The organism is Amphibacillus sediminis NBRC 103570, from assembly GCF_001552275.1.
Classification (GTDB): Bacteria; Bacillota; Bacilli; order Bacillales; family Amphibacillaceae; genus Amphibacillus_B; species Amphibacillus_B sediminis.
Genome location: NZ_BCQW01000007.1, coordinates 53,486 through 77,096 on the forward strand (window position 1 = coordinate 53,486; position 23,611 = coordinate 77,096).

The window sequence follows — 23,611 nt, forward strand, 5'->3', positions numbered from 1 at the left end:
ATTATACCTTTCCAACAAGCTGATATAAAGCAAGATCTAAAGCTTGTTTGTTGATTTGTGCTATTTCATCATCATGTAGCTCTAATAAAAAACGACGTGCTTGAGGGTGATGCCACAACTCTGCAGCGACCTCATCTAGATCAGCGTGTTCAAAGGACTGGATTAACTCTGCCATAAAGGGATCGTGATTCAACTGAGCTTGGTCGATAACAGATGCACGTTCAGATAAGGTGATCGCTTGAATCCAAATCCATGGTTTTTGGCTACTAAATCGTTCATTTAACATGTCTACGATATCCTCTATTTCGCCTTTATAATAACCTCGTTCTAGGGTTGCATTATATTTCTTTAGCGAGATAAATAAAATGGTGGATTTCGCTTGATAATGTGTTAATTGGGTCATTAATTGCTGATAAAGCTGATCAATGTGCTCACATGTAGAAACGTTAACTGTAAGTTCTCTAAATTCAATACGATCAAGCGGGATAAATCTTATATCTGCTTGATGTTGATTGAGTTCAACTACATAGCAGCCCTTCTCACCTTGTTCCTTGATCGAACGTCCTTGTGTATTTCCTGAGTAAACAATAAATGGTTGCTCACTTAAAATTGAACGCTTATGGATGTGACCCAAAGCCCAATAATCGAAGCCTTTTGCTTTTAGTTCACTGAGCTGAAAAGGGGCATATGGATCATGGTCTTTGCTTTGAGCGATACTACCATGAAGCATCCCAACCTGAAAAGGTACACCTTCTACCTTCTTATATGCCGGTGTTTTATTTTCAAATACGGCTCGTTCAGTATAGCTAAACCCGTGGATCGCAACAAGGGGCTTAGCATCTCTAGTGAACAGTTTATGTTGAACCTGACTACTTGTAAAGAAGTGGACATTATCAGGATAGTTTGCTAGCCGATGATGCGCTTGGCGAAAATCATGATTACCAAAACTAATATATACGGTAATATTGGCTTGCTTCAATCGCTGACAAGCTAATAAAAATTGCATCTCAGCATAGACACTTTGAATCGAGCTGTCAAAAATATCTCCTACGATAAGGATAAAATCAACTTGCTCCGCAATGGCGGTATCAACAAGATTGTTTAAAGCTGTAAATGTGCTCTTTTTTAATTGCTGATATAACTGATCAGGCAGTGTACTCATTCCTTTAAAAGGGCTATCTAAATGCAAATCAGCGCAATGAATAAATTTAACGTTCGTACCCATTTTGTTGTTCTCCTATCTCCCGTTAATCTTACCCATATTGTAGCAAAGCTCATGAACGAATGCACGTTCGTTTTTCAACTTTAGTCTTTGCCTAATGAATGTTATTACAGCTCGTTCTTGAGGAATTATCCAAACGATCTTCAAAGCTGAAATCAAATGCACCTTGGCGATTGCCAATGAAAATCTGTCGCAGCCTCCGGCGTCTTTTAGACAGAAAAAAGCCGACGTAGTCATTCATAGCCACGTCGACATTTCTCATCCGTAAAGGTAATGGAGAGTGGGGCAAAAATAGATTAAACATAAGCAAGCACTTTACTCATATTAAAAATTGCTTTGTCCCAACCCTGCCCAAAATTATTGATCTTTTTTTGATAGTTGTAAAGCACGTTTGAAATCTTTAAGGGATACCCCTCTTCCGTACATCAGCACACCACCACGATATACTCTTGCCCCAATAACTCCTAAAATGATAATCGAACCAACTAAGATCGCGATACTTAGGGCTACTTCCCAAATTGGAATATCTAACAGCCCAATTCGTAAAAACATAACAAGTGGTGTAAAGAAAGGAATATAAGATGTAATCGTTACAAATCCTGACTCTGGGAGGTTAATCCCGAACATAGAAATCATAAATGCCGCAACAATCAGCAAAATAATTGGCGTCATCAGCTGCCCGACATCCTCTACCCGACTTACCAAAGAGCCTAGCATAGCAAAGAGGGTAGCATAGAGTAAATAACCAAGTAGGAAAAAGACAACTGCATAAACATACGTTGAAATCGAGATGTCAGAAAAACCAAATACTTCAAAAAATTCCCCAACAAAATCACTTTGTCTACTTTGAATCATATAATAAGCTGCTACGATAAAAATCAAAATCTGTGTTAAACCGAGCAGTGCAATACCGATAATTTTTGCAAACATTTGACTAATCGGAGCAGAGCTTGAAATCAGGATCTCCATTACTCGTGAAGACTTCTCGTTAGCGATATCCATAGCAATCATATTACCATAATTAATCACAGCAAAATATAACACAAAGAGCATGACATAAACGAGTCCACGTGTAACACCAATTTCTTCTTCTGAACGAGCAGTGGTACCATCAGGTAACTCGATGGCTACTGTTTCAAAAGACACCGGCTCATAGATCGATTCAATAACAGCTGGGTCTATCCCCGCTTCATTTGTTGCCATCACGACTTTAATTTGTTGTAAAAAGTTTGTTAATTGAGCTTGATAGGACTGATTTAATAATTGGTCCGTATAATATTCGGCTAAAAACAACTCATCATCAGACTGTAAATGTAAGACTCCAACAAATTCTCCAGCTAAAACGGCTTCTTCAGCCTGTTCGAGTGTACCTTGGTAATCTTCTAAAGCAAAATCAAGTTCACTCCATTCAACCTGCTCTTCTAGCATTGAATACAGTTGGTCTGTTTCATCGATAACTGCTATGTTCTCAACATCATCATTTGCAAACAAATTTATAATTCTATCAAGATTACCTGCTAAAATAACAAATGCAATAAATAATAAGGTCGTGATTATGAACGATTTTGACTTAAATCGGCTAGTGTAAGTTTGTGAAAGTACAATCCAAAATTTATGCATAGGATTCACCTACCTTCTCAATAAAAATATCATTTAATGACGGTTCTTCTAAAGCAAATTTTCGAACAAAGCCTTTCTTATGAACGGCCTCAAGAATCGACTGTGAAACAGATTCATCTTCAATCTGTAATTTACATCCTTCTGGGAAGAGTTTTTGACTAACTACTCCTGGCAAGTCCTTTAAGAAGGTTAAATCAAAATCAGCATGGATAAATAAGTTTTTCTTACCAAATGAACGCTTAATTTCCTTTAATGATCCGTGCACGATTGGCTTACCGTGTTGCATAATACATAAATATTCACACAATTCTTCTACTGTCGACATTTGGTGTGAAGAAAATACGATAGATGTTCCTTCTTCTTTTAAGGCAATCACTGCATTTTTTAATAACTCCACATTAACAGGGTCTAATCCTGAAAATGGCTCATCTAAAATAAGTAATCTTGGCTTATGAATAACAGCAGAAATAAATTGAATCTTTTGCTGATTCCCTTTTGATAGTTCTTCAACTTTCTTCTCTAAATAATCAGTGATATTAAAACGCTCTAGCCATTTGTTTAATTCTACTAAAATTTCTTTTTTCTCCATCCCTCTTAACCGACCTAAATAAACAATCTGGTCCTTAACTTTTAATTTAGGGTAGAGACCTCTCTCCTCTGGCAAGTAACCAATTTCATCGGTTCGATCGTAATTAATCGGTTTACCTTCCCACGTAATTTTACCTTCTGTAGGATCTAGCAAACCAAGAATCATACGAAAAGTCGTTGTTTTACCGGCACCGTTAGCACCTAGAAAACCAAAAATTTGTTTTTCTGGTATTTCAATTGATAAATCATCGACCGCAGTAAATTTACCAAATCGTTTTGTTACCCGATTAATCTGCAAGGTCATCATTGTTACTCCTCTCAAATCATTTTTCCCGGTAAAATCTTTCATTATTAATCCTATGTAGAGTAGGCATTGGGCTTAATCATCGTTTATCTACCAATACCAAGCCTTTTAAGCAATAGATCAATACTGACTTTACCTTTTTTAGTCAAATCTCCCCCATAAAACGAGTCAATCGACAATTTTATAGGTCATTATGACAAGTTTTTTTGTCATAATCTATTATAAGCATGGCTAACTTATACTGTCAATGCTAATAAAATAGATTAGCTCAGAATTTAGTAGCAACACTTCCTGATTTAGGCAACAAGACAGCATTCCGCTCACATTTTCAAAAAATCGGCTAAAATCCTACCTTAATTGATAATTGCATGTCCTAATCAGCAAACACTGTGTTATGCATGTCCTGATCCTTCTCCTATTAGCATCCTACTCATAGCCTTCCTATTTTATCTCCATATGATTAATGCTTGATTCAGAAAGATTAGTAGTATAAGATGTCTCAACCTTTAAGCCTTATGTTAACCATTTAGCTTTCAGTTTTTTCGTAAAAGGAGATTTTGATCGCAGTGTAACGGCTGGGGCTGCGATTACTCGCCCCATCGAAGGGCTTTTGTAAGACTACCACTTCAAGAAATAAGGGAACACGTCAAGTCTAAGTGGGAGATCCAACAGCCAGTAACGGCTCGATTGGTTCAACTAACGTTCAGTGGGGGAGAGGAAGCTGACTAAGTTCGCGACGTTGTGTCGCAACGTCTGCACGAGCACATCTATGCGTCGAAACCCCCACTGAGCGAAGTTTCACTTTATTTCATAAGCATGATTTTTATTGAGGATGGTTCTCTAATACTCCCAAAAGCATCTAATAGTAGCCTCCCGCGAGCTGATTAAAAAAGCTTTCCAACCGGAAAGCTTTACGTTCTGTACTTATTAGTGGATGTTAAGATACATGCAAATCATTTACTGACATCGGTCACCTGATAAATAAAGAATTAGGAATGATTACTTAAAAAATTAGCTAATGTATCAATGGCTGCTTGGTCATCATCACCGTCACTTAGTAATGTAATCGTATCTCCGGTTGCAACCGCTAAGCTTAGTAGTCCCATAATGCTTTTGGCATTGACCCGCCTTTCTCCTTTTTCTAAAAATATTTCTGCAGAAAAATGATTGGCTTTTTGAACAAATTCTGACACAACTGTCGCCTGCAGCCCAGGCTCAACAGCAACAACTAAAGTTTTCTCTACCATTTAACATAGCTCCTTTCAACTTAGCCATCAAACTATACCAGTATATGTTCATTTATTTCCAAACAGACCATCCTAGATCGTAAATTTTATCTCTATTTCCAAATAGTGAATTTCATAACGGCTAAAATTCAAACAGGCTAATTTCGCTCCGGCTTTCATCCACTTGCTTAGCACTTTGCCTGACGATGCTTTTCCTTAGCATCTTGTTTACGCCTTCCTACACTAATATTGCGCTTTAACGATATCTCACACTTTATCGCAGTGTAACTGGCTGTAACAAGAAATAAGGTCATGTTTAAGTGGGAGAGCCAACAGCCAGTAACCGGCCCAATTGGTTCAACTAACGTTCAGTGGGGATAAAGGAAGCTAACTAAGTTCGCGACGTCGTGTGTCGCAACGTCTGCACGAGCACATCCTATGCGTCGAACCCCCACTGAACGAAGTTTCATTTTATTTAATTTTATAGTGGATTGTATTCGTGTTTTAGCTGTTCTGCAAATTGATCGATTTTTTTCAAACGATGATTTATGCCTGATTTACTAATCTTCCCTCCACTAACTAATTCGCCTAATTCCTTTAAAGTAGCCTCTTGATGCTCCACTCGCAGCCGTGCAATCTCTTGTAGTTTATCAGGTAATGCATTTAGTCCAACCGTTTTCTCTATAAACTTGATATTCTCAACTTGGCGAAAAGCAGCTCCGATTGTTTTGTTTAAATTTGCTGTTTCACAGTTGACTAGACGATTAACCGAATTACGCATATCACGCATAATTCGTACATCCTCAAATCTAAGCAAAGCCTGATGTGCTCCGGTATAATTCAAAAATTCAGTGATTTTTTCAGCCTCTTTAATATAAGAAATATATCCTTTACGTCGCTCCAAAATCCGCGCATGCAAATCAAAATCATTCATCAACTGACATAAAGCATCATTATGCTCTTGATAGGCATTAGCTATCTCTAGATGATAGGAGGAGGTTTCGGGATTATTTATCGACCCTCCAGCCAGAAAAGCTCCCCTTAGGTAGGCACGCTTACAGCATTCTTTTTCTAGATATTTCTTAGATATGGTACGTATTAGCGAGAAGGATGTAGTCAGAATATCGAGATCAACCAATATTTCCTTCGCACCCTTTTCAATTCGAACGATATAGACATTATTTTTTTTCAGTTTCATCTTTTTACGAACAAGTAATTTGATTGGATACGGATATAAAGATTTAAGCAACACATAAATCCGTCTGGCAATGGCTGCATTTTCAGTTTGTACATCTAATAAATAGCTTTGTCTTGCAATTGAAATGACACCATTCATTCGAATCAAAGCCGCCAATTCTGCTTCTTGACAGCAATTTTTATTTTCAATTTGAGTCATTTCCTTTTTTATTTCCGATGCAAATGACATGGTTTACTCACCTTTCTCACTATACATTTAGACATCAATTAAAGAGCAAAGCAATTGTGCTACTTTGTTGGTATCATGTCGTAAGCGGGTTTGCTTCTCATCGATAATATCTGCTTCAATGATTTCCATTCCCAATTGCTTTAACCGATCACGGTCGTATACGACTGGGTCCGCATTTTCTTCCGCATATTTAATTCGTGCTGCCTTCGTAATCTGTTTATTATGGACTAAGATTTTATCAATACAGCCTTTGCCAACATGGTCAATAATAGCTTGGGCATGATCAGCTGCACTATAGCCACCTGTCTCACCTGCTTGTGTCATGACATTACATACATAAACCACCTGACCTTTTGCTTCCCTTAGCGCATCTGCAATTTGAGGAACAACTAAATTAGGTAATGTACTTGTATATAAGCTTCCTGGTGAAATGACAACCAAATCTGATTCCCTTACTGCCTGAACAGCCTCTGGTAATGGTTCAACCGCTTTTGGTTCAACGAAAACACGCTTAATTCGCTTATTTGCTAATGGAATGTTTGACTCACCAATAACAATCTCACCATCAAACATTTCTGCATGTAAAAATACATTTTGATTAGCTATTGGATAAATGCGTCCCTTTACATTAAAAACACGAGCGATTTCTTTAATGCCATTATAAAAATCACCCGTTACTGCAGTCATAGCTGCCAATATTAAGTTCCCCATAGAATGTCCCATCAGTCCATTCCCATTTTGAAATCGATGCTGAAATAGACGTTCCATAATAGGCTCTACTTCGGACAAAGCCGCAATTACATTCCGAATATCTCCTGGTGCTGGCATTGACATCTCTGTTCTTAAACGTCCTGAGCTACCACCATCATCTGCGACTGTTACAATAGCCGATAAAGATATCGGATAATGCTTTAATCCACGAAGTAGCACCGGCATGCCGGTTCCCCCACCTAATACAGCCACTTTCTTTTTATCTTTACCATTTGCCATCTCTAATGTCCCTTTCTTTTGTCTATATCTCGATGTGATACATGTGTGATATATTGTTTGGAGTAATATTGGGCAATATGTTCTGCTAAAGCAACGGAGCGATGCTGGCCACCGGTACATCCAATCGCTATTACAAGCTGTGACTTGCCCTCCTTTTTATATTGAGGCAACATAAAAGTTAACAGATCCAAAAGTTTTTCTAAAAATTTTTGTGTCTCCGTCCATTTAAAAACATAATCTGCTACATCTGTTGTTAATCCCGTTAAGGGCTGGAGATGTTCAACATAATGTGGATTAGGTAAAAAACGAACATCAAAAACAAGATCTGCATCAATCGGCATCCCATATTTAAAACCAAAAGATATCGTATGAATAGAAAAGCGACGTTGCTCATCCTCACCATATTTAGCGATAATCTTTTCTCGTAATGCTTTTGGTTTTAAATGAGTCGTATCAATATAGTGCTGTGCGCGTCCGCGCAGTTCTCCTAGTATTTGGCGCTCTTGCTGAATGCCTTCAAGAGGTAAGCCTTCTGGAGCAAGAGGATGCTGTCGACGCGTTTCTTTATATCGAGAGACGAGTACCTTATCTTGAGCATCTAAAAACAAGATATGCTCCTCCAACCAATCAAGATCTGTTAGCTGGTCAAGAGCATCGAATAAAGAATCGAAGAATTCTCTACCTCTTAAATCCATAACAAGTGCAACCTTATTAATATTATTAGCTGCATCTTTCATCAATTCTAAAAACTTCGGAAGTAGGGCAGGTGGTAGATTATCGACACAATAATAGCCCAAATCTTCAAAGCTTTGGACAGCAACCGTCTTTCCTGCACCCGACATTCCCGTAATAATGACTAGCTTTGTCTCACGATTTTCAGTCATTGAATCACTTCCTTTCATCATCAATCTTAATTAAGTCGATAGCTAATTAATTGATCATGCTCATCTAACGCAAAGCTTGCAAAAAGCTGCTGGTTCAATTCAATCATATATTTATGGATAATCCGATCACTGGGGGCGGTAGGAATCGAAGCTAGTTCAGCCACATCAACCCACTCAAGCTCCCCTTCTGAACACTCTTTTACTAATTCTCCAGAAACCTTGTCGGCTTTAAAAGTGAACATCATCCATTCATCTTTAGGATATTGAGCTGATTTCTTCGTCATTGTTGCAACACTATATAATTGAGGGTTCGCTACAAGTAACCCTGTTTCTTCTCTAACTTCTCTAATTACGGATTCTTTAATCGATTCCCCTGATTCCATCTTTCCACCTGGCATTGCGTACCAACCATAGCGTGGTTTTTTTAATAATAGAACTTGTTGATTATTTATAATTAAGCAATTGGTTACACGCTGCAAGTCTATTCACTCTCTTCATTCATTTATATTCATTATACTATAACAGGAAGGTACTGACTAGTGAACGCCTTCCTATGCCACTACTATTATTGAAGCCTATTATAGCTACTTTTTTCGAGTCTAAAAATGAATTACCACTACTAATTATAAGATTACTGCTAATCAAGAAAAAACACCTGTAAAAGCTAATTCTTACTATGTTACTAATCTAAAACAAATTATGGAGTTTTATGAAGACTATATTGGAAGGACTATTTAGTACCCTTCTTAGGCTAGAATCGGATGATGTACCTTCCAAAATATTAATTTATCCTGAGGACTATCCGAAAATACCAAGAGCAAAACCTCGCTTTAAAGACGAATTCGTTCTATAGCAATTGAACAGTCACCTTGATAAATTACCTGATTATATAGCTACGATGACTATGATTGTTCAAGAATGTAGAATGAGATATGTGAATTGTGACCTTGAAAAAAGGTTGTCTATTAGAGGAAAAGATGGATCGCCATTAAAGCAAGAAACATTTAGAGGCGAGTTGAATAAATTAGCCTATGAGCAAAATATAGTGGATAAATCAGGTGAGATTTATAGATTCCATAATTATATGGAGATCTGTATAATAAAGAGTAGTTTAATTATTAATCTGTAGACATATTTTAGGAGTTGTTATAGGAATATTTGCAATGAGTTTGTGGAGAAATAATGAGGCAGATTGGCAACTTATGGTTAGTTTAATTATAGGGGGCCTCATTGCAATACTTATTGTATCAAGAATAAGAATGTATATTAAAAATGCGAAGGATGAAGCCAGTGAATAGTGGTTGCTTCAATTTAGGTAACGGGTGCATTAGAAAAACACTATAGAAGAATTGGGTTCTTTTGAATACCTATGCGAGTCTTTAAAATTAAAGCTGTGGGGGTTGAGCACATGAGAAATGGAAAAACTCATATTGTATTGGAAAACCGTTTTAGAAAAGTGATTCAAAAGGATAAAAATATACAAAACGCTTATATGCTAATCCATTCGGAAAAGCAGGGTATCCATGTGAATATGGCTGAAGGGTCAACAGGAAGTATACCTGCTCACCCTGAGCAACCTTACTTTATTGCAAGTATCGATAAGTTGTTTACTTCTGTGTTAATTGGTAGTTTGGAAGAGCAAGGAAAACTGTCCTACGAAGATGCAATCGCTTCTTATTTTGATTCAGAATTACTGCACAACTTACATATTTATAAAGGAAAAGATTACACAAACGAGATTAATAAAACATTTATTGAATCACACGTCTGGGTTATTTGGTGATGGCTTAGAAAAATCAAAACAGGGCACATCAATGATGGATTTGCTTCTTGATGAATCACCCCATTCCTGGACACCACATTATATCATTCAATGGTCTAAAGAAAACTTAACATCCCATTTTCCACCAGGTAAAGGATTTTATTATTCAGATACTGGTTATTATCTTTTAATTTTAATCATTGAGAAAATCACCTCAAAACCATATCATGAGGTACTTAAACAATCACTTTTTCAACCTCTTGAGATGAATCAAACCTATATGATTCAGCACTCTGAACCAGTGATAAAAAAAGAATATCCTGTTGCAGATTGTTTCTTACACAATAAAAATGTGACACAAGATATTCGTCTCGGGATGGACGAAACTGGCGGAAGAATAGTTGCTACAACCGAGGACTTATTGAAATTTATGAAAGCCTTAGTATGTAATAAACTCCTCCGTAAAGAATCAATGGAAAAAATGAAGGATTGGGCAAAATTTTCTATAGGTATTGACTACGGCTTTGGGATTATGAATTTTAAACACATCCCCTTATTAATGCCTAAGAGATATAGTGTATGGGGAAATGCAGGATCAAATGGCTCTTTTATGTTTTACCATTCTGAATTGGACGCTTATTTCATTGGTAGCTTAAACCATTTTAAATACCAGCGAAAAGGAATTATGCTCATGTTTAAAATGATTGATATCCTTTTAAAAAGTAACCCAATATAAGTATATAAAAATTGCAAGTAATAATAGTTTTTGGTATTACTAAATATTATAGAAACCAAATTAAGGGGAAGGTTGTGAATTATTGTACTTAACATAACGGGTGCGTTAACTGAACAACTTAATGATTTGAGGTTGGAGAGAGAACAAATGGAAAAAAAGAATGTCCTAAATGTAATAACAGTCAAGTAGAAAAAGGAGCAGTTAGAGCAAGAAATAGTGTAGTTCATATGTTTCCATATAATAATCTAAGAAGTCTATCATCACCAATATTCTCATACTACTGCTCGAATTGTGGGTATGTGTTAGGCTCATATGTTGAAAATCCTAAAAATCTTAAAAAGTGATATTCAATTAAATGGTGCTTTAGTTAAATGAATAAAAATCAGCCTGTATCTTATGTTACTATTAAGTAATTTAAGATACAGGTTTTACTATTTTTGAAATAATTACCTTTCACTTCAAATACATGTATTCTTCAAAGTGAAAGTATTGATTTAAATGATTCTTTTGTAATTTACTCTTGATAACAGCCAACGTCTGCACGAGTACAACCTATGCGTCGAACCCCCCCACTGAACAAAGTTTCACTTTATTCTTTCAATTCTACATAGCCTCGATACCAAAAGATCAAGAAACTCTCGGTATGGAATCGAATAGCCCGACTGGAAGGGGGGCAGATACAGAATAATACTTGCATTAGTGCCATCTTCATTGATGTCGTAACTATTTACTTTTGCTTAATTCAAATGAACATGCTACGGATTTCAGTTTTTTAGCAAGCAAGAGAGTGAGGATATTTTATTATGGGTTATGCTTAGAACATCTAAGACATACCTAGCTTGTAAACCCGTTAATGATTTTGGCAGGTTAATGACAGCTCTAGAGGCATTTGTTCAAAAAAAAGACACAGACTATGTTAGTCTGTGCGTCAATCTTATATATTTAAAAAAGGGGGTTAATTAATTAATTAATTAAAGTATACCCCATAAGTGTTGCATTCGTGTTACAGCGTGATTAAGATAAGGTAAAGATTGGTTTTATTCTAAAAAAAGCCAAGTATAACCTTTTTTACCAATTAATTAGTTGAAATTATGGTTTAACTTTTTAACAATGTTTCTTCTAATTCCTCAACATAGGCTTGAGCATTTTGCGCAGCAATACTACCATCACCGGTGGCTGTAACAATTTGACGTAATTCTTTGTCACGAATATCTCCAGCAGCAAATATACCCGGAATGGATGTCTCCATTCGTTCATTTGTTGGAATATAACCTTCTTCATTGATAATCCCTAAAGCTTTGAAAGGATCGCTTAATGGCTCCATTCCTATATAAATAAATACACCATCTGTTGCATGCTGATAAACTTCATTTGTTTTTAAATTCTTCAAGGTAACCGCACTAACCTTACCATCTTCCCCCTCGATCTCCGTAACTACTGTATCCCAGATAAAATTGATCTTCTCATTCTTAAATGCACGATCTTGTAAAATTTTTTGAGCACGAAGCGTATCACGACGATGGACAATGGTAACCTTGCTTGCGTAACGAGTCAAATAGACCCCTTCTTCTACAGCGGAATCACCACCACCAACAACGATAAGTTCTCTATCCTTAAAGAAAGCCCCATCACAAACGGCGCAATAAGAGACCCCTCGTCCTGATAACTGATCCTCGCCAGGAATGCCAAGCTTTTTATATTTCGCCCCTGTGGCAATAATAATCGCTTTAGCTTTATATGTTTTTTTGCCAGCTACAATGGTTTTATACTTCTCACCATCAATAACCTCTGTGATATCACCATATGCATACTCTGCACCAAATTTCTTAGCATGTTCAAACATTTTATTTGATAAATCCGGACCTAAAATGCTATCATAACCCGGGTAATTTTCTACATCTTCTGTATTCGCCATCTGGCCACCTGGAATACCTCGCTCAATCATTAGTGTATCCATATTTGCACGTGAAGTATATACACCTGCCGTCATACCAGCAGGACCTGCTCCAATAATTATGACATCATAGATGTGTTCCTCTGTCATCAACGATCATCCCTTCTCTCGTACTAAATCGCAATCATTACTGTACCCATTATCATATGTTCTTATTAAAACGTCTACTGATTTGCTCAAATTCTTTAGGAACGCCATGGCGTCTGCTCATTAGTCAATTCATGATGTAAACGGCAGCCTTCCTGCCAAACTTGCTCAGCAACTAAAGTTCTCCCCAGCCCATGAGCAGCTTTAGCCAAGGCTCTAAAATAGGATAAATGATTTTTCAACCTCGCCTTTGGTAAGCGCGATAAACGCTGAAAGCCTTGGTTATAACAACCAAGATGGACAAAAGTAATCGCAACTCTTAGTGCCTGTTCTATATGAATGGGATGGATATTCACCAATTCCTCAAGATAGTGCTTGGCCTGCTCGGTTTGGTTTTGCTCGTAATGGAATACAGCCAAGTTACACAAGGCAGGGAGCTTATCATGACATGTTTGATAAAGGTCCAACTCGTGCTCAAGTGCCCGTGAATGCTCTCCCGAAAAAAATAATGCATAACTATATTCATGTTTGGCGATATGATAATCTGGAAAACGCGTTAGCATTTCTTTTAGTAAAGGAAGTGCTGAGCTCCATTGCTTACGTTGAAGGTGATAAAAAGCTGTTTCCTGATGAGCCAATAATTCATCCTCTTGTTCAAACCATTCGTCTTCTTCCTCCAACCCTAATTCTAAAATGGTGAGCAACTGCTCAGTCTCTGAGCTAAATTCACCTTTTGGATCTTTTTCAAGGTAAAGTGCGGCATACTTTTTGGCATCTTTTAGTAAACCTAAATGAGCATAGTTATTAGCCATCAAATAATAACAATCAAAATAGTCACTTCCATGTTCTTTTATCACATCAATTAGGATTTGGTTAGCCGCATGGTAAGCGCCTATCTCGGTATAGACGATCGACATTTGCGACGGATAAAGTGCTTCAGAGGGATTTGCTTCAACAGCTTTCTGAAGCCACTTAAGTGCTAATTCAAATTTCCGTTTATAAAAAGCAGCTACTCCTTTTGAAAAATAAAAATCACCCTCAGGAATAAATGGTATTATTTTCTTATCCAGTTGAACGTCCTTCCATTTATTCTGCTCTTTTTGCTTACGTGTCATATATTTCCCCTTTACTACAGATTAATGAAGCGGTTAGATCTAATGGATGCTTGGTAATAGATCGTGATACAACCTAAACGACCTAAACATACAGATATAACTTCATTCAGCAGAAGGCTCCCTCTTCTATGAGTGGTGAGACGAATGCCTATTTGTCTTCCCCTTAGGGAGGATTTAAAACCCCAGCTAAATAAAGTTGAAAATCCGATGGATGCCACAGATCTTCAGCAGCAATTTATCGAGCACAGCGCGATAAAAGTGGACTCATTCAGTGGGGGGTTCGACGCATAGGATGTGCTCGTGCAGACGTTGCGACACGACGTTGCGAACTTAGTCAGCTTCCTCTCCCCCCACTGAACGTTAGTTGAACCAATCGGGCCGTTACTGGCTGTTGGATCTCCTACTTAGACATGATCTGTTCCCTTATTTCTTGAACTGGGAGGCTTACAAAAGCCCTTCGATGGGGCGAGTAATCGCAGCCCCAGCCAGTTACACTGCGATAAAATCTAGGCACAAATACGACAAGGCGCATTTGATTTGTTATTTTGCTATTGTCGAGTGAAGTATAACATATTTTTGCCAATCTTCCTATCACGAACTTGAGCCATTAATCTTTTTAAATTGTAGTATGTGAAACTTCGTTCAGTGGGGGATCGACGCAAGGATGTACTCGTGCAGAGACGTGTTCCCTTATTTCGTAGCGGGAGGCTTACAAAAGCCCTTCGATGGGGCGAGTAATCACAACCCCAGCCAGTTACACTGCGATAAAAAAAGCTCTCAAATCAAAAGGGAGCACCACTATTTGTTAGTGATACTCCTAGCCTCGGATCTTTACTTCTAATTATCTCGAAAATTACAAATAAAGCGAACAAGAATAAAGTAGTAACTTTAACACTAAACTAATTCTATTCACTTGCCGATTACAAGATAAAAACAAGGATAAGAAGAAACGGCAGAATCGGTAAATTACAAACAGTCATTTAACCAAATTCGGCACTCTCTTTCATAATAGGATCTTTCTTCTTGCGACCAACCTAGCTGGTTTTCCATATAGGTTAAAATGCCATGTAATTGTAACTGAATGTTGTTTTGATCACGTAAAAAAACCTTTATCCTTCTTTTCAAGAAATCGATAGGCTTATAAATGGCTTCATTTTCTAAGCAATAGACAAGCTCCGCAAATAATAATGGATTAAGTGCTCCATGGGCTTGCTCTTGGATAACCTGCTTTAGATAAAAAAGCACATGATCAATGTGTTCACCATAATGATGAAGCAAATAACGTTTTTCAGCTTCAGTAAAGCAATAGAAAGGATGATTTTCTAGAGCATTTAATGCTTCATCTGCCGGTTCGCCTATTAATCTAAAAGATCTTGTCTCTGATTTTGAGTAAAGAATATTTAATTGTCGTTTAAAGGATTTCATTAATAAGTCAACTACACGATTAGCTTGGTAACGATAAAAGATAAGTGGTGCTCCTATCACCGTGATTAATCCTGTTGTTGATTCAACTATACCATTATTAGGCAATTGAAATGGGTCATTATCAACCACATAAGTTAATTGATATGATTTTAAATCGTTTCGCTCTAGATCATCATTATCAGTAAACATCTGATCAAGTAGATTCGATAATCGAATCAACTCCTCTTGACTTAAGGTGCCATCTTCGATCACATGCCATTCCGCTGGCTCATAGGTCATGATATAAATCCATTCATTTATTGGAACAAGATGAACCATTTCACCACTTACCTGATTACGGAAGCTTACTCCCCTGTTTAGAGGGAAATTTGCACGAGCTAATCGCATCTGGATCATTTTTTTAATTTTTAGTGAAGATTTAATTTGTAAATCCGTTGAATCTAATTGACTTAATTTTGCCAATCGTGAGCCGGTCGCATTAATCACTTTACGGCTTTTAAATTGATATAATTCTCCAGTGACTTGATCTTCTGCTTCCACACCATTAATTATTTTTTGGTCATCGTATAGAAAACGGACAGCCTTCATATAATTAATCATTTGCCCACCAAATTGATTGGCTTTTTTCAATAGAGATAGGGTTAAGCGCATTTGGTCAAGATAGCTTTCATTATACCGGTTAACCGATCTTATCATCCGTTCATTTAACCGTGGTTCTAGATTGCGGATACTCCTTTTCGAGATAGCCTTATAATGATTAGGTTTATAACTTTTTTTTAGAGGCTCAATTAACTGCTGAGCTAGCGTTTTATTTGAAGTTAGTATTGGATCCATTTTATTGGTAGACTCTAAGACGTCAATTGGCCAACATAGTGGGCTAGCTATTTGTTCAATTATGGTTTTTTCCTGATATGCTTTTGACCATAATTTCCGACTTGGATACAACTGTTCACTTAGTAATGGTGTCAATTGCCCCGATGCTTCTGTTGCAAAGTCATCTTTCTCTATTAAAATGGTACTCATGCCTCTCGAACTCGCATCTAAGGCAATACTAGCCCCAGTTACACCTCCGCCAATAATTAACAGATCATACTTCTGTTCTGTCGCTGTTTGACACAGTTGCTCTCTGTTTAAGTTTGTCAAGGCCATCTTCATCCCCCTCTCCTAACTTTGTCTCTATCTTATTGTTACCAATAAGCACTGCAATGAAATGAAGTAGGCTTTAACTTTACCTCGTCCCTAGCAGCATCCCAATCGACCTAAAATAGCTATCTTATCCCTATTTTTATTACCAGTTTAGAATCAATCCTGATTAGAATCAGCCTGTTTTTGACGCTGTTTCATTTGTTCTGCTGTGAAAATAACGCGCATAGGGTTACCAGCAACAAAGCTGCCTGGCTCTACATCTCGGTGGACAACTGTTCCAGCCCCTATTACCGATCTATCGCCGATTTTCACTCCCGGTAATACGGTGCTGTTAGCCCCAATCATCACTTCGTCGCCTATTTCAATATCACCTATCCGGTATTCATCAATTAAATATTCATGTGTCAATAGGGTAGTATTATAACCAATTACCGTGTTATTCCCTACACGAATACGCTCAGGAAAAAGTAAATCAACCATAACCATTAATGCAAAAGCAGTCTTTTCCCCTACTTTCATCTGTAACATATGACGATATAACCAATTTTTCATAGGTAAAAATGGTGTGTAGCGAGCCAACTGGATAACGATAAAGTTTTTCATTACTTTCCAAAAAGACACGGTATCGTATAATTGCCAAAGTGCGTTTGACCCCTTAACCGGATGACGATCGGTCCGTCGCATTTAGACCACCTCTAGTATTGTTAATAAATCCTTCATCTGTTCTAACATATAAGTCGGCTTCAATGCTGCTAAAGTCTCTCTTCCTTTAATTGCCCAGGCCACACCTGCTGTTTGAGTACCCGCATTTTGTCCCGCTTCAATATCATGATAGTTATCTCCAACCATCAAAGCATCAAATGGCGTAGCGCCTAAAGCTTCAAGTGCCTTAAAAATCGGCTCCGGATGAGGCTTGGCATGCTCTACTTCGTCTAAACCAATCACAACATCGAAGTAAGGCTCCAGCCCAGTTTTCGCCAATCCTAATTTGGCTGTATCTGTTATTTTGGTTGTCACAATACCGAGTTTAAAGCCTTGTTGATGTAGTGTCTGAATGGTATCCACTACGGTTGGATAAGCTTTTACATAGTGATCGTGGTGGGCCAAATTATGCTCTCGATAAGTAGCCATCATCTCCTCCGCTTGAGTCTGATCTACTGCCGATAAGCTTTCAATAAGAGGAGGACCAATAAAAGGTAGAATTTCCTCTCTCGAGTAGGTACGACCTGTGTGTTTTTTTAACGTATGGTCAAATGAGGCAATAATCAGCTCATTTGTGTCAATTAGCGTACCATCTAAATCAAATAATATTGTTTTTATTGTCATTGTATACATATTCCTTTCTTTGTTTTGATTCTTTATATGACCATATCTGACTAATAAGGAGCGTAAGTAGTATGGCTGTGCATAAGCGAATAAGTAGTAATAGCCAAACCGGAATACCTAGTGGTGCAAAAATTAATGTGTCTTCAATGACCGCATGACAAGCAACTAAAAAAATAAAACTTAAATACATATCCTTCTTCGTCACACCGTCTTCTTTAACTGCCTGAATCATCATACCTGCTCCATAGGCAAGTCCAATCGTTAAACCTGCCACTAAGGTCATGGATGCATTAGGTTTAATGCCTAGCATTGACGTAAATGGGCGTAATAACCGCGATAGTTGATTCATCCAGCCTAATTCTCTAAAATACTGCATGATAATCATAAGCGGGACAACAATTAAGACTAACTGGGATACTTGACTTGTTGCCGTTAATATCCCCTTTAATCCAACTTCATACCAGCCATCTGGAATTTGTTGATCCACTTGGATAAAACCATACTGGGCTTGAGTATCGCCTCCCTGCCAAAGCCAATGAATCATAACGGCAGATAAACAGGCTAACACCAACCTTACACCAATTACAATTGGCCATTTAACACCAACCTTTATCGCCACAGTGGATTCAATAAATAAATTATGGGAAAAGGATAGCATAATCGCCATAATAAACACTTCTTTGATCGTAAAATCAAAGGAGACAATCGCAGCAATGCCTGCATATAAATTCAATGTATTCCCAAGCACAAGAGGAACAGCGGCTTGTCCTGGTAGCCCCAATAGACGCATAATTGGGCTAATCTGCTCAATTAACCATGGTAAAAAAGCGGTATGTTGCAAGATGGTAACTAACAAGGCAATTGGAAAAATCACCTTGCTCAAGGTCCAGCTTACCTGTAAGCCTTGGGTAACTCCACGTTTAAATGTAGCAATCAAAGTAACATCCCCTAATTCTTTTTTTCTATTATCAGGCTATCGAGATACACTGTTCGATATAGGCCTTGCTTTTTTTACTAACAAAATACCATCAATTATTTGTAAATAACCTGCTAATGATTACTCATCAGCAGGTTAAAAGGGTTAAGCTTTTTTACCATTATACCTTATCTTAGGATGATTCATCTTGCGACGATAAACAATCATGCCGATACCGCCTATTATTAAAATCAGTGAGATCACTTGAGCTGTTTGCAGCTGTCCAAATAGATATAGGCTATCGGTTCGTAAGTCCTCAATAAAAAATCGACCAACCGAATACCAGATCACATAATTTAAGAAAATTTCACCACGAATTGGATTTCGCCTTCTAAACCAAAGTAATCCAGCAAAGATAAGCAAATTCCATAATGACTCATACAGAAAAGTAGGATGATACAATACACCATCAATGGTCATTTGATTTTCGATAAAATCTGGCAAAAAGCGGAGGAAGTTATCATAGACGGTAGTAGAAACCGGGCCTCCATGTGCCTCTTGATTCATAAAATTTCCCCAGCGGCCAATCGCCTGTCCAATAATTAGGCTGGGTGCAGCGATATCTGCCACCTTCCAAAAGGGGACCTCTTTCTTACTACAAAATATGTAAGCTGTAATAACAGCACCAATCAAAGCACCATGAATAGCAATGCCACCCTCCCAAATGGCAAAAATACTCCACCATGGTCGGTCGACATAACGTTGCCATTCAAAAATAACATAGTAAATCCGTGCTGAAATAATTGCAATTGGTAAGGCCCACATTAACAGATCACTGAAAAAATCTTTTTTTAACCCTAAACGAACCGCTTCGTTAGTGGCTAGCCATAAGGCAATAACGATCCCTGACACAATAATGACAGCATACCAATAAATTGTAATAGGTCCGAGTTCAAGAAAAATCGGGTTAAGTGCAGTACTCAAAACAGGCAAGCTAATTCCCCCTTAAATTTAATCATAGTCAACACTCGAATTAAGATTGGCTTCCTCCTGGTTGATCATTTTAGTTAATCGAGCTGAAAATTCTTCAGCAGCATTAACACCTAGGCGCTTTAAGCGGAAATTCATCGCTGCTACTTCAATAATGACAGCTAAATTCCGACCAGGACGAACAGGGAGTGTCGCTTTAGGGACGTCCACGTCAATAATTCGTATCGTCTCCTCATCCATGCCAATTCGATCGTATTGTTTTTTCTCATTCCAATTCTCTAAATTAATGACAAAATCAATTTTCTTGTGGGATCGAACTGCACTTGCTCCAAATAGTGTCATAACATTTATAATACCAAGTCCTCTTATTTCAAGTAAGTGTTCAATTAACTCTGGTGAAGAGCCAATTAACCGATCATAATCTTCTTGGTGAATCTCCACACTATCATCAGCAACAAGGCGATGCCCTCTTTTTACTAATTCCAAAGCAGTCTCGCTTTTTCCAACCCCACTTTGACCAGTAATTAAGATACCCACCCCATGAATATCAACTAGTACACCGTGCATGGCTGTCGAAGGGGCAAACCGTGCTTCAAGAAAGTTAGTTAAACGGCTAACCACACGTGTTGTTTTATAAGGTGATCTTAACAAAGGTACATGACTTGCTTCACAAGCCTGCTTTAATTCTTCCGGTATTTCCATACCCCTCGTCACAACAATACACGGGGTAACATCTGTGCATAAGCGCTGGGAGCGATCCCGCTTTTCATCACTTGATAATTCATTAAAATAGGATAGTTCAGTTTTTCCAAGCACTTGTAGACGTGCCTTCGGGTAATAACGGAAGTAACCTGTTAATTCAATACCTGGTCTAGAAATATCGCTCATAATAAACTCTCGATCAAGTCCATTCTTCCCTGCAATAAGTTCAAGTTTAAATTGCTCTAATAAATCCTTAGTTTGTACTTTGGCCATCAGGCTTCCCTCCATCAACTCTGAAATACACATTCGTAACTATTGTAGCATTTTTTGATCAGGAGTGACACTAATTACGGTTATCAATTTTTCAATGTTTAGTAAATAGAATTGCTCAAGCTGACGATAAGATAGGTTACTAAATGATTCAAGGATAATTTATTTGGACTTCAACCCAACCACGTACCCCGTTAATCAACCAAATTTTATCAGCTTTCTCCAGTTCTTCTTTAAAGATAATTTGTTCATCAACCACCTTTTGATCAAGCAGCTGTTGTCTTAAAGTTCCTGCTAATAAGCCCGATTCGATAGGAGGCGTTTTATAGATTCCATTAGTTTCAATAACTAAGTTACCAATCGTAAACTCCGTTAATTCCCCCTCTTCATTCCATAACAATGTGGCGAAATTACCTGGCTTATCAATCATTAGCTTGTCATAATTGTCCCTTGCCGTTGTTTTGTGATAATAAAAAGGGTCATTTAAATCAATGGGTTGTTCAGCTAAATAACATTTAACAGGCTGCTGAATAGGCTGAACAAGCTCAAGTTCAACCTTTATCATACCTGTCCTTGCTACTTGTAAACGGACTTTATAACTAGCTGTTGGATAATCAACAGCTAACTGCTCTAGCCTGTCTTTAACCTGAGCTGGATCATAGTGGTAATTAAAATAAGTAGCTGACTGGCTTAAGCGCTCCAAATGATAGGAAAGTAAAGGGTATTTACCATGATTCAGCAAGATCGATTCCAATAAATCGAACTTTACATTTTTGGCAGTTAAAAGCGCAGCTTTTGTTTTTATTTCCTCGTATTCATGCTCCGTTGCTGAATCCCATGTAATTCCGCCACCAACCCCATATGTTGCCTGGGCCTTTTCTTGATCAATAACAACCGTGCGTATGGGTACATTAAAGATAGCATCACGATTTGGCGTAACGTAGCCAATGGCACCACAATAAACCTCACGGGGCGTGGTTTCTAAAGCATTTATATAACTCATTGTTTTCAGCTTTGGTGCGCCTGTTATAGAACCGCAAGGAAACAATGCATCAAACCAGTCCTTCATTTGGCTCTCAGGTTTTAAGGTAGCTTTAACTGTAGATGTCATTTGATGAACAGTTGGATAGGTTTCCACAGTTAATAACTCGGGAACATGCACTGTTCCTTCCACTGCTATTTTTCCTAGATCATTTCTAAGTAAATCAACAATCATTAGGTTCTCTGCGCGTTCCTTTTCTGATTTAATCAAGTAGGCCTTGTTAGCCTGATCTTCTGCTAGCGTTCGCCCTCTTTTAATCGTACCCTTCATAGGTCTTGTCGTTATTTCATTTTGATGAACTGAAAAGAATAATTCTGGTGAAGCTGATAGTACTTGAAATTCACCAATATCTAAATAGGCACTATAAGATGCCTTCTGCCGTTCTGTCAATTGATGATAAAATGTTTCCGGGTCAGTTGTAAAAGGACTAACTAATCGTGTTGTGTAATTGACTTGGTAAGTATCACCCTTTTGGATTGCTGTCTTTATCGCAGCAATTCCAGCCTGATAATCTTGATAAGATATAACAGATTGCCATTTCAAAATTGGCTCACAATCACGATTTGGCTTTGAAGGCGATGGAAGCAGCGGTTGTTCAAAGCTTGCAAACCAAAGGAGTGGCATTGTTGTCTGTTTTTTAACGGCAAAACGTGGTTCAAAAGCAGGTGCTGCCTCGTATGAAAGGTAGCCAGCCACATAACGCCCCTTCGTTAGCTCTATTTCAAGTTGTTCAAGGATCGGTTTTACTTCATTTAAATCTGATGTTGTATAAATTTGCTTTGGCTCTTTGAAAAGTAATAGTTGCTTTTCGAAGTCAAAACGTAGTTTAATGTTATCCATTTTGCGACTCTCCTTAATTAGCAGCATCCAACTAGCAAATTCAAGCATAATTCGGGCTAGGATTTTTCTCACTCTATTAGTGAATAACATCTTTAGTAAATAAAATCAATAAAAATTGACTATCTACTCAACTGAATGATAAACCCAACCAAAATGATTTGACTAAATGATTAGTGTCTGATAAATAAAACAAGCATGGAAAAAGCCGCTCCCATGCTTGTAGCTTACTTATTTAAAAGTATCGTATCCTTCACCATTTTGTTAAGGATTAAATTAATAAGTGAAATGACAATCGCCGCGAGCACGGCTAAACCGAAGCCATTAATAACAAATGTTGGCCCAACAATTGCTTGAGTTAACATAAGGGTAATGGCATTAATCACAAACAGAAATAACCCCAGTGAAATGACGGTCATTGGTAATGTTAGGATAATAAGAATCGGTTTTACCATTACATTCAATATCGATAGAATAAAGCTAGCTAGCAATGCAGTCCCAAAGGTTTCAATATAGAAACCGTCAAATATTTGTGCAACAACAATTAAGGTCGTGGCATTAAGGATTAGTGATAATAACCAACGTGTCATCATTAATACACATCACTTTTTGGCATGATGACAGCTGCTACTATATATAATACCAACAACGGGAATACTGCCGTAAAGATAGCTGCAATGACGTAGATTAAACGAACAATAGTAGCATCGAGGTTAAAATACTCTGCTACACCTGCAAGAACACCGGAAAGCATCACATTTTGATTTGAACGATAAAGCTTCTTGGTCATTTAATACCCTCCTCCAATTTCACATGATTATTTATTCCTTATATTCTTTAGAAAGCTTAGCCTATCGCGAAAGCATTTGTTTTATCTTAGAGTCTGATAGAAAATTTATTCACCCTTACTTTGTTAAAGTACTAATGCCTCCTAATCAAATGCGCCTTGGCGTATTTGTGCCTAGACTTTATCGCAGTGTAAATGACTGGGGCTGCGATTACTCGCCCCATCGAAGGGCTTTTGTAAAACTCCCACTTCAAGA

Annotated in this window: 22 protein-coding genes and 1 pseudogene; 4 read left to right on the top strand and 19 right to left on the bottom strand. The window is 37.7% G+C overall.

The features are described 5' to 3' along the window. Window position 1: 1 nt before the first annotated feature. The 8 genes from ASE01S_RS06660 to ASE01S_RS06700 form a co-directional block, all read right to left on the bottom strand. A complete protein-coding gene (locus ASE01S_RS06660) occupies window positions 2-1,225 on the bottom strand; it encodes a metallophosphoesterase family protein (RefSeq protein WP_067840218.1) in 1,224 nt (407 codons plus the stop codon). Between the two features lie 354 nt (window positions 1,226-1,579). Beyond that, window positions 1,580-2,842: an ABC transporter permease gene (locus tag ASE01S_RS06670; protein ID WP_067840222.1), complete on the bottom strand. Its 1,263-nt coding sequence runs from the start codon at window positions 2,840-2,842 to the stop codon at window positions 1,580-1,582. Further along, on the bottom strand, window positions 2,835-3,734 hold the full coding sequence (locus tag ASE01S_RS06675; protein WP_067840225.1) for an ABC transporter ATP-binding protein: 900 nt from the start codon (window positions 3,732-3,734) through the stop codon (window positions 2,835-2,837). Before ASE01S_RS06675 ends, ASE01S_RS06670 begins: the two co-directional genes overlap by 8 nt. 989 nt (window positions 3,735-4,723) lie before the next feature. Next, window positions 4,724-4,981 (bottom strand): HPr family phosphocarrier protein, encoded by a 258-nt coding sequence (locus tag ASE01S_RS06680; RefSeq protein WP_067840227.1) that lies wholly within the window; start codon window positions 4,979-4,981, stop codon window positions 4,724-4,726. Between the two features lie 460 nt (window positions 4,982-5,441). Beyond that, window positions 5,442-6,386, bottom strand: coding sequence for a DNA-binding protein WhiA (gene whiA, locus ASE01S_RS06685; RefSeq protein WP_067840230.1), 945 nt, complete (start codon window positions 6,384-6,386; stop codon window positions 5,442-5,444). Window positions 6,387-6,413: 27 nt separating this feature from the next. Then, window positions 6,414-7,376 (bottom strand): gluconeogenesis morphogenetic factor MgfK, encoded by a 963-nt coding sequence (gene mgfK / locus ASE01S_RS06690; protein WP_067840232.1) that lies wholly within the window; start codon window positions 7,374-7,376, stop codon window positions 6,414-6,416. A 2-nt stretch (window positions 7,377-7,378) separates the two neighbouring features. Then, window positions 7,379-8,260 carry an RNase adapter RapZ gene (rapZ, locus tag ASE01S_RS06695; protein ID WP_067840234.1) on the bottom strand — a complete coding sequence of 294 codons (882 nt, stop codon included), beginning with the start codon at window positions 8,258-8,260 and terminating at the stop codon, window positions 7,379-7,381. Between the two features lie 26 nt (window positions 8,261-8,286). Beyond that, entirely contained in the window at window positions 8,287-8,739 is a 453-nt protein-coding gene (locus ASE01S_RS06700; RefSeq protein WP_067840236.1) for an 8-oxo-dGTP diphosphatase, read from the bottom strand. Window positions 8,740-8,869: 130 nt separating this feature from the next. Here ASE01S_RS06700 and ASE01S_RS15505 point away from each other — a divergent pair. The 4 genes and pseudogenes from ASE01S_RS15505 to ASE01S_RS06705 form a co-directional block, all read left to right on the top strand. Continuing rightward, a pseudogene (locus ASE01S_RS15505) lies at window positions 8,870-9,338 on the top strand (hypothetical protein); the annotation flags it as partial. A gap of 85 nt (window positions 9,339-9,423) precedes the next feature. Then, window positions 9,424-9,558 (top strand): hypothetical protein, encoded by a 135-nt coding sequence (locus ASE01S_RS16315; protein WP_281176883.1) that lies wholly within the window; start codon window positions 9,424-9,426, stop codon window positions 9,556-9,558. A 110-nt stretch (window positions 9,559-9,668) separates the two neighbouring features. Next, complete coding sequence (locus ASE01S_RS16320) at window positions 9,669-10,043, top strand: serine hydrolase (protein WP_281176884.1); 375 nt, start codon at window positions 9,669-9,671, stop codon at window positions 10,041-10,043. Continuing rightward, the gene (locus tag ASE01S_RS06705; protein ID WP_281176885.1) at window positions 10,015-10,758 is read left to right on the top strand and encodes a serine hydrolase domain-containing protein; all 744 of its coding nucleotides are present in this window, start codon (window positions 10,015-10,017) and stop codon (window positions 10,756-10,758) included. Before ASE01S_RS16320 ends, ASE01S_RS06705 begins: the two co-directional genes overlap by 29 nt. 1,096 nt (window positions 10,759-11,854) lie before the next feature. Here ASE01S_RS06705 and trxB read toward each other — a convergent pair. From trxB to ASE01S_RS06760, 11 genes are all read right to left on the bottom strand, one after another. Then, the gene (gene trxB, locus ASE01S_RS06710; protein WP_067840239.1) at window positions 11,855-12,802 is read right to left on the bottom strand and encodes a thioredoxin-disulfide reductase; all 948 of its coding nucleotides are present in this window, start codon (window positions 12,800-12,802) and stop codon (window positions 11,855-11,857) included. A gap of 95 nt (window positions 12,803-12,897) precedes the next feature. Then, window positions 12,898-13,914, bottom strand: a complete 1,017-nt coding sequence (locus ASE01S_RS06715) for a tetratricopeptide repeat protein (RefSeq protein WP_067840241.1) — start codon at window positions 13,912-13,914, stop codon at window positions 12,898-12,900. A gap of 966 nt (window positions 13,915-14,880) precedes the next feature. Then, window positions 14,881-16,488 (bottom strand): FAD-dependent oxidoreductase, encoded by a 1,608-nt coding sequence (locus ASE01S_RS06720; RefSeq protein ID WP_067840244.1) that lies wholly within the window; start codon window positions 16,486-16,488, stop codon window positions 14,881-14,883. Window positions 16,489-16,641: 153 nt separating this feature from the next. Further along, window positions 16,642-17,169 carry an acyltransferase gene (locus ASE01S_RS06725; protein WP_067840246.1) on the bottom strand — a complete coding sequence of 176 codons (528 nt, stop codon included), beginning with the start codon at window positions 17,167-17,169 and terminating at the stop codon, window positions 16,642-16,644. After that, on the bottom strand, window positions 17,170-17,811 hold the full coding sequence (gene ppaX / locus ASE01S_RS06730; protein WP_067840248.1) for a pyrophosphatase PpaX: 642 nt from the start codon (window positions 17,809-17,811) through the stop codon (window positions 17,170-17,172). Then, window positions 17,786-18,748, bottom strand: a complete 963-nt coding sequence (locus ASE01S_RS06735) for a nucleoside recognition domain-containing protein (RefSeq protein ID WP_067840249.1) — start codon at window positions 18,746-18,748, stop codon at window positions 17,786-17,788. Before ASE01S_RS06735 ends, ppaX begins: the two co-directional genes overlap by 26 nt. A 144-nt stretch (window positions 18,749-18,892) precedes the next feature. After that, a complete protein-coding gene (lgt, locus tag ASE01S_RS06740; protein ID WP_067840251.1) occupies window positions 18,893-19,720 on the bottom strand; it encodes a prolipoprotein diacylglyceryl transferase in 828 nt (275 codons plus the stop codon). Window positions 19,721-19,738: 18 nt separating this feature from the next. After that, complete coding sequence (gene hprK / locus ASE01S_RS06745; RefSeq protein ID WP_157065155.1) at window positions 19,739-20,692, bottom strand: HPr(Ser) kinase/phosphatase; 954 nt, start codon at window positions 20,690-20,692, stop codon at window positions 19,739-19,741. 148 nt (window positions 20,693-20,840) lie between these two features. Next, window positions 20,841-22,571: an aminodeoxychorismate synthase component I gene (gene pabB, locus ASE01S_RS06750; RefSeq protein WP_067840253.1), complete on the bottom strand. Its 1,731-nt coding sequence runs from the start codon at window positions 22,569-22,571 to the stop codon at window positions 20,841-20,843. Window positions 22,572-22,795: 224 nt separating this feature from the next. Beyond that, on the bottom strand, window positions 22,796-23,161 hold the full coding sequence (locus tag ASE01S_RS06755; RefSeq protein ID WP_067840256.1) for a phage holin family protein: 366 nt from the start codon (window positions 23,159-23,161) through the stop codon (window positions 22,796-22,798). Continuing rightward, entirely contained in the window at window positions 23,161-23,358 is a 198-nt protein-coding gene (locus ASE01S_RS06760; RefSeq protein WP_067840258.1) for a PspC domain-containing protein, read from the bottom strand. The genes ASE01S_RS06755 and ASE01S_RS06760 overlap by 1 nt, the downstream gene beginning before the upstream one ends. Window positions 23,359-23,611 lie beyond the last annotated feature (253 nt).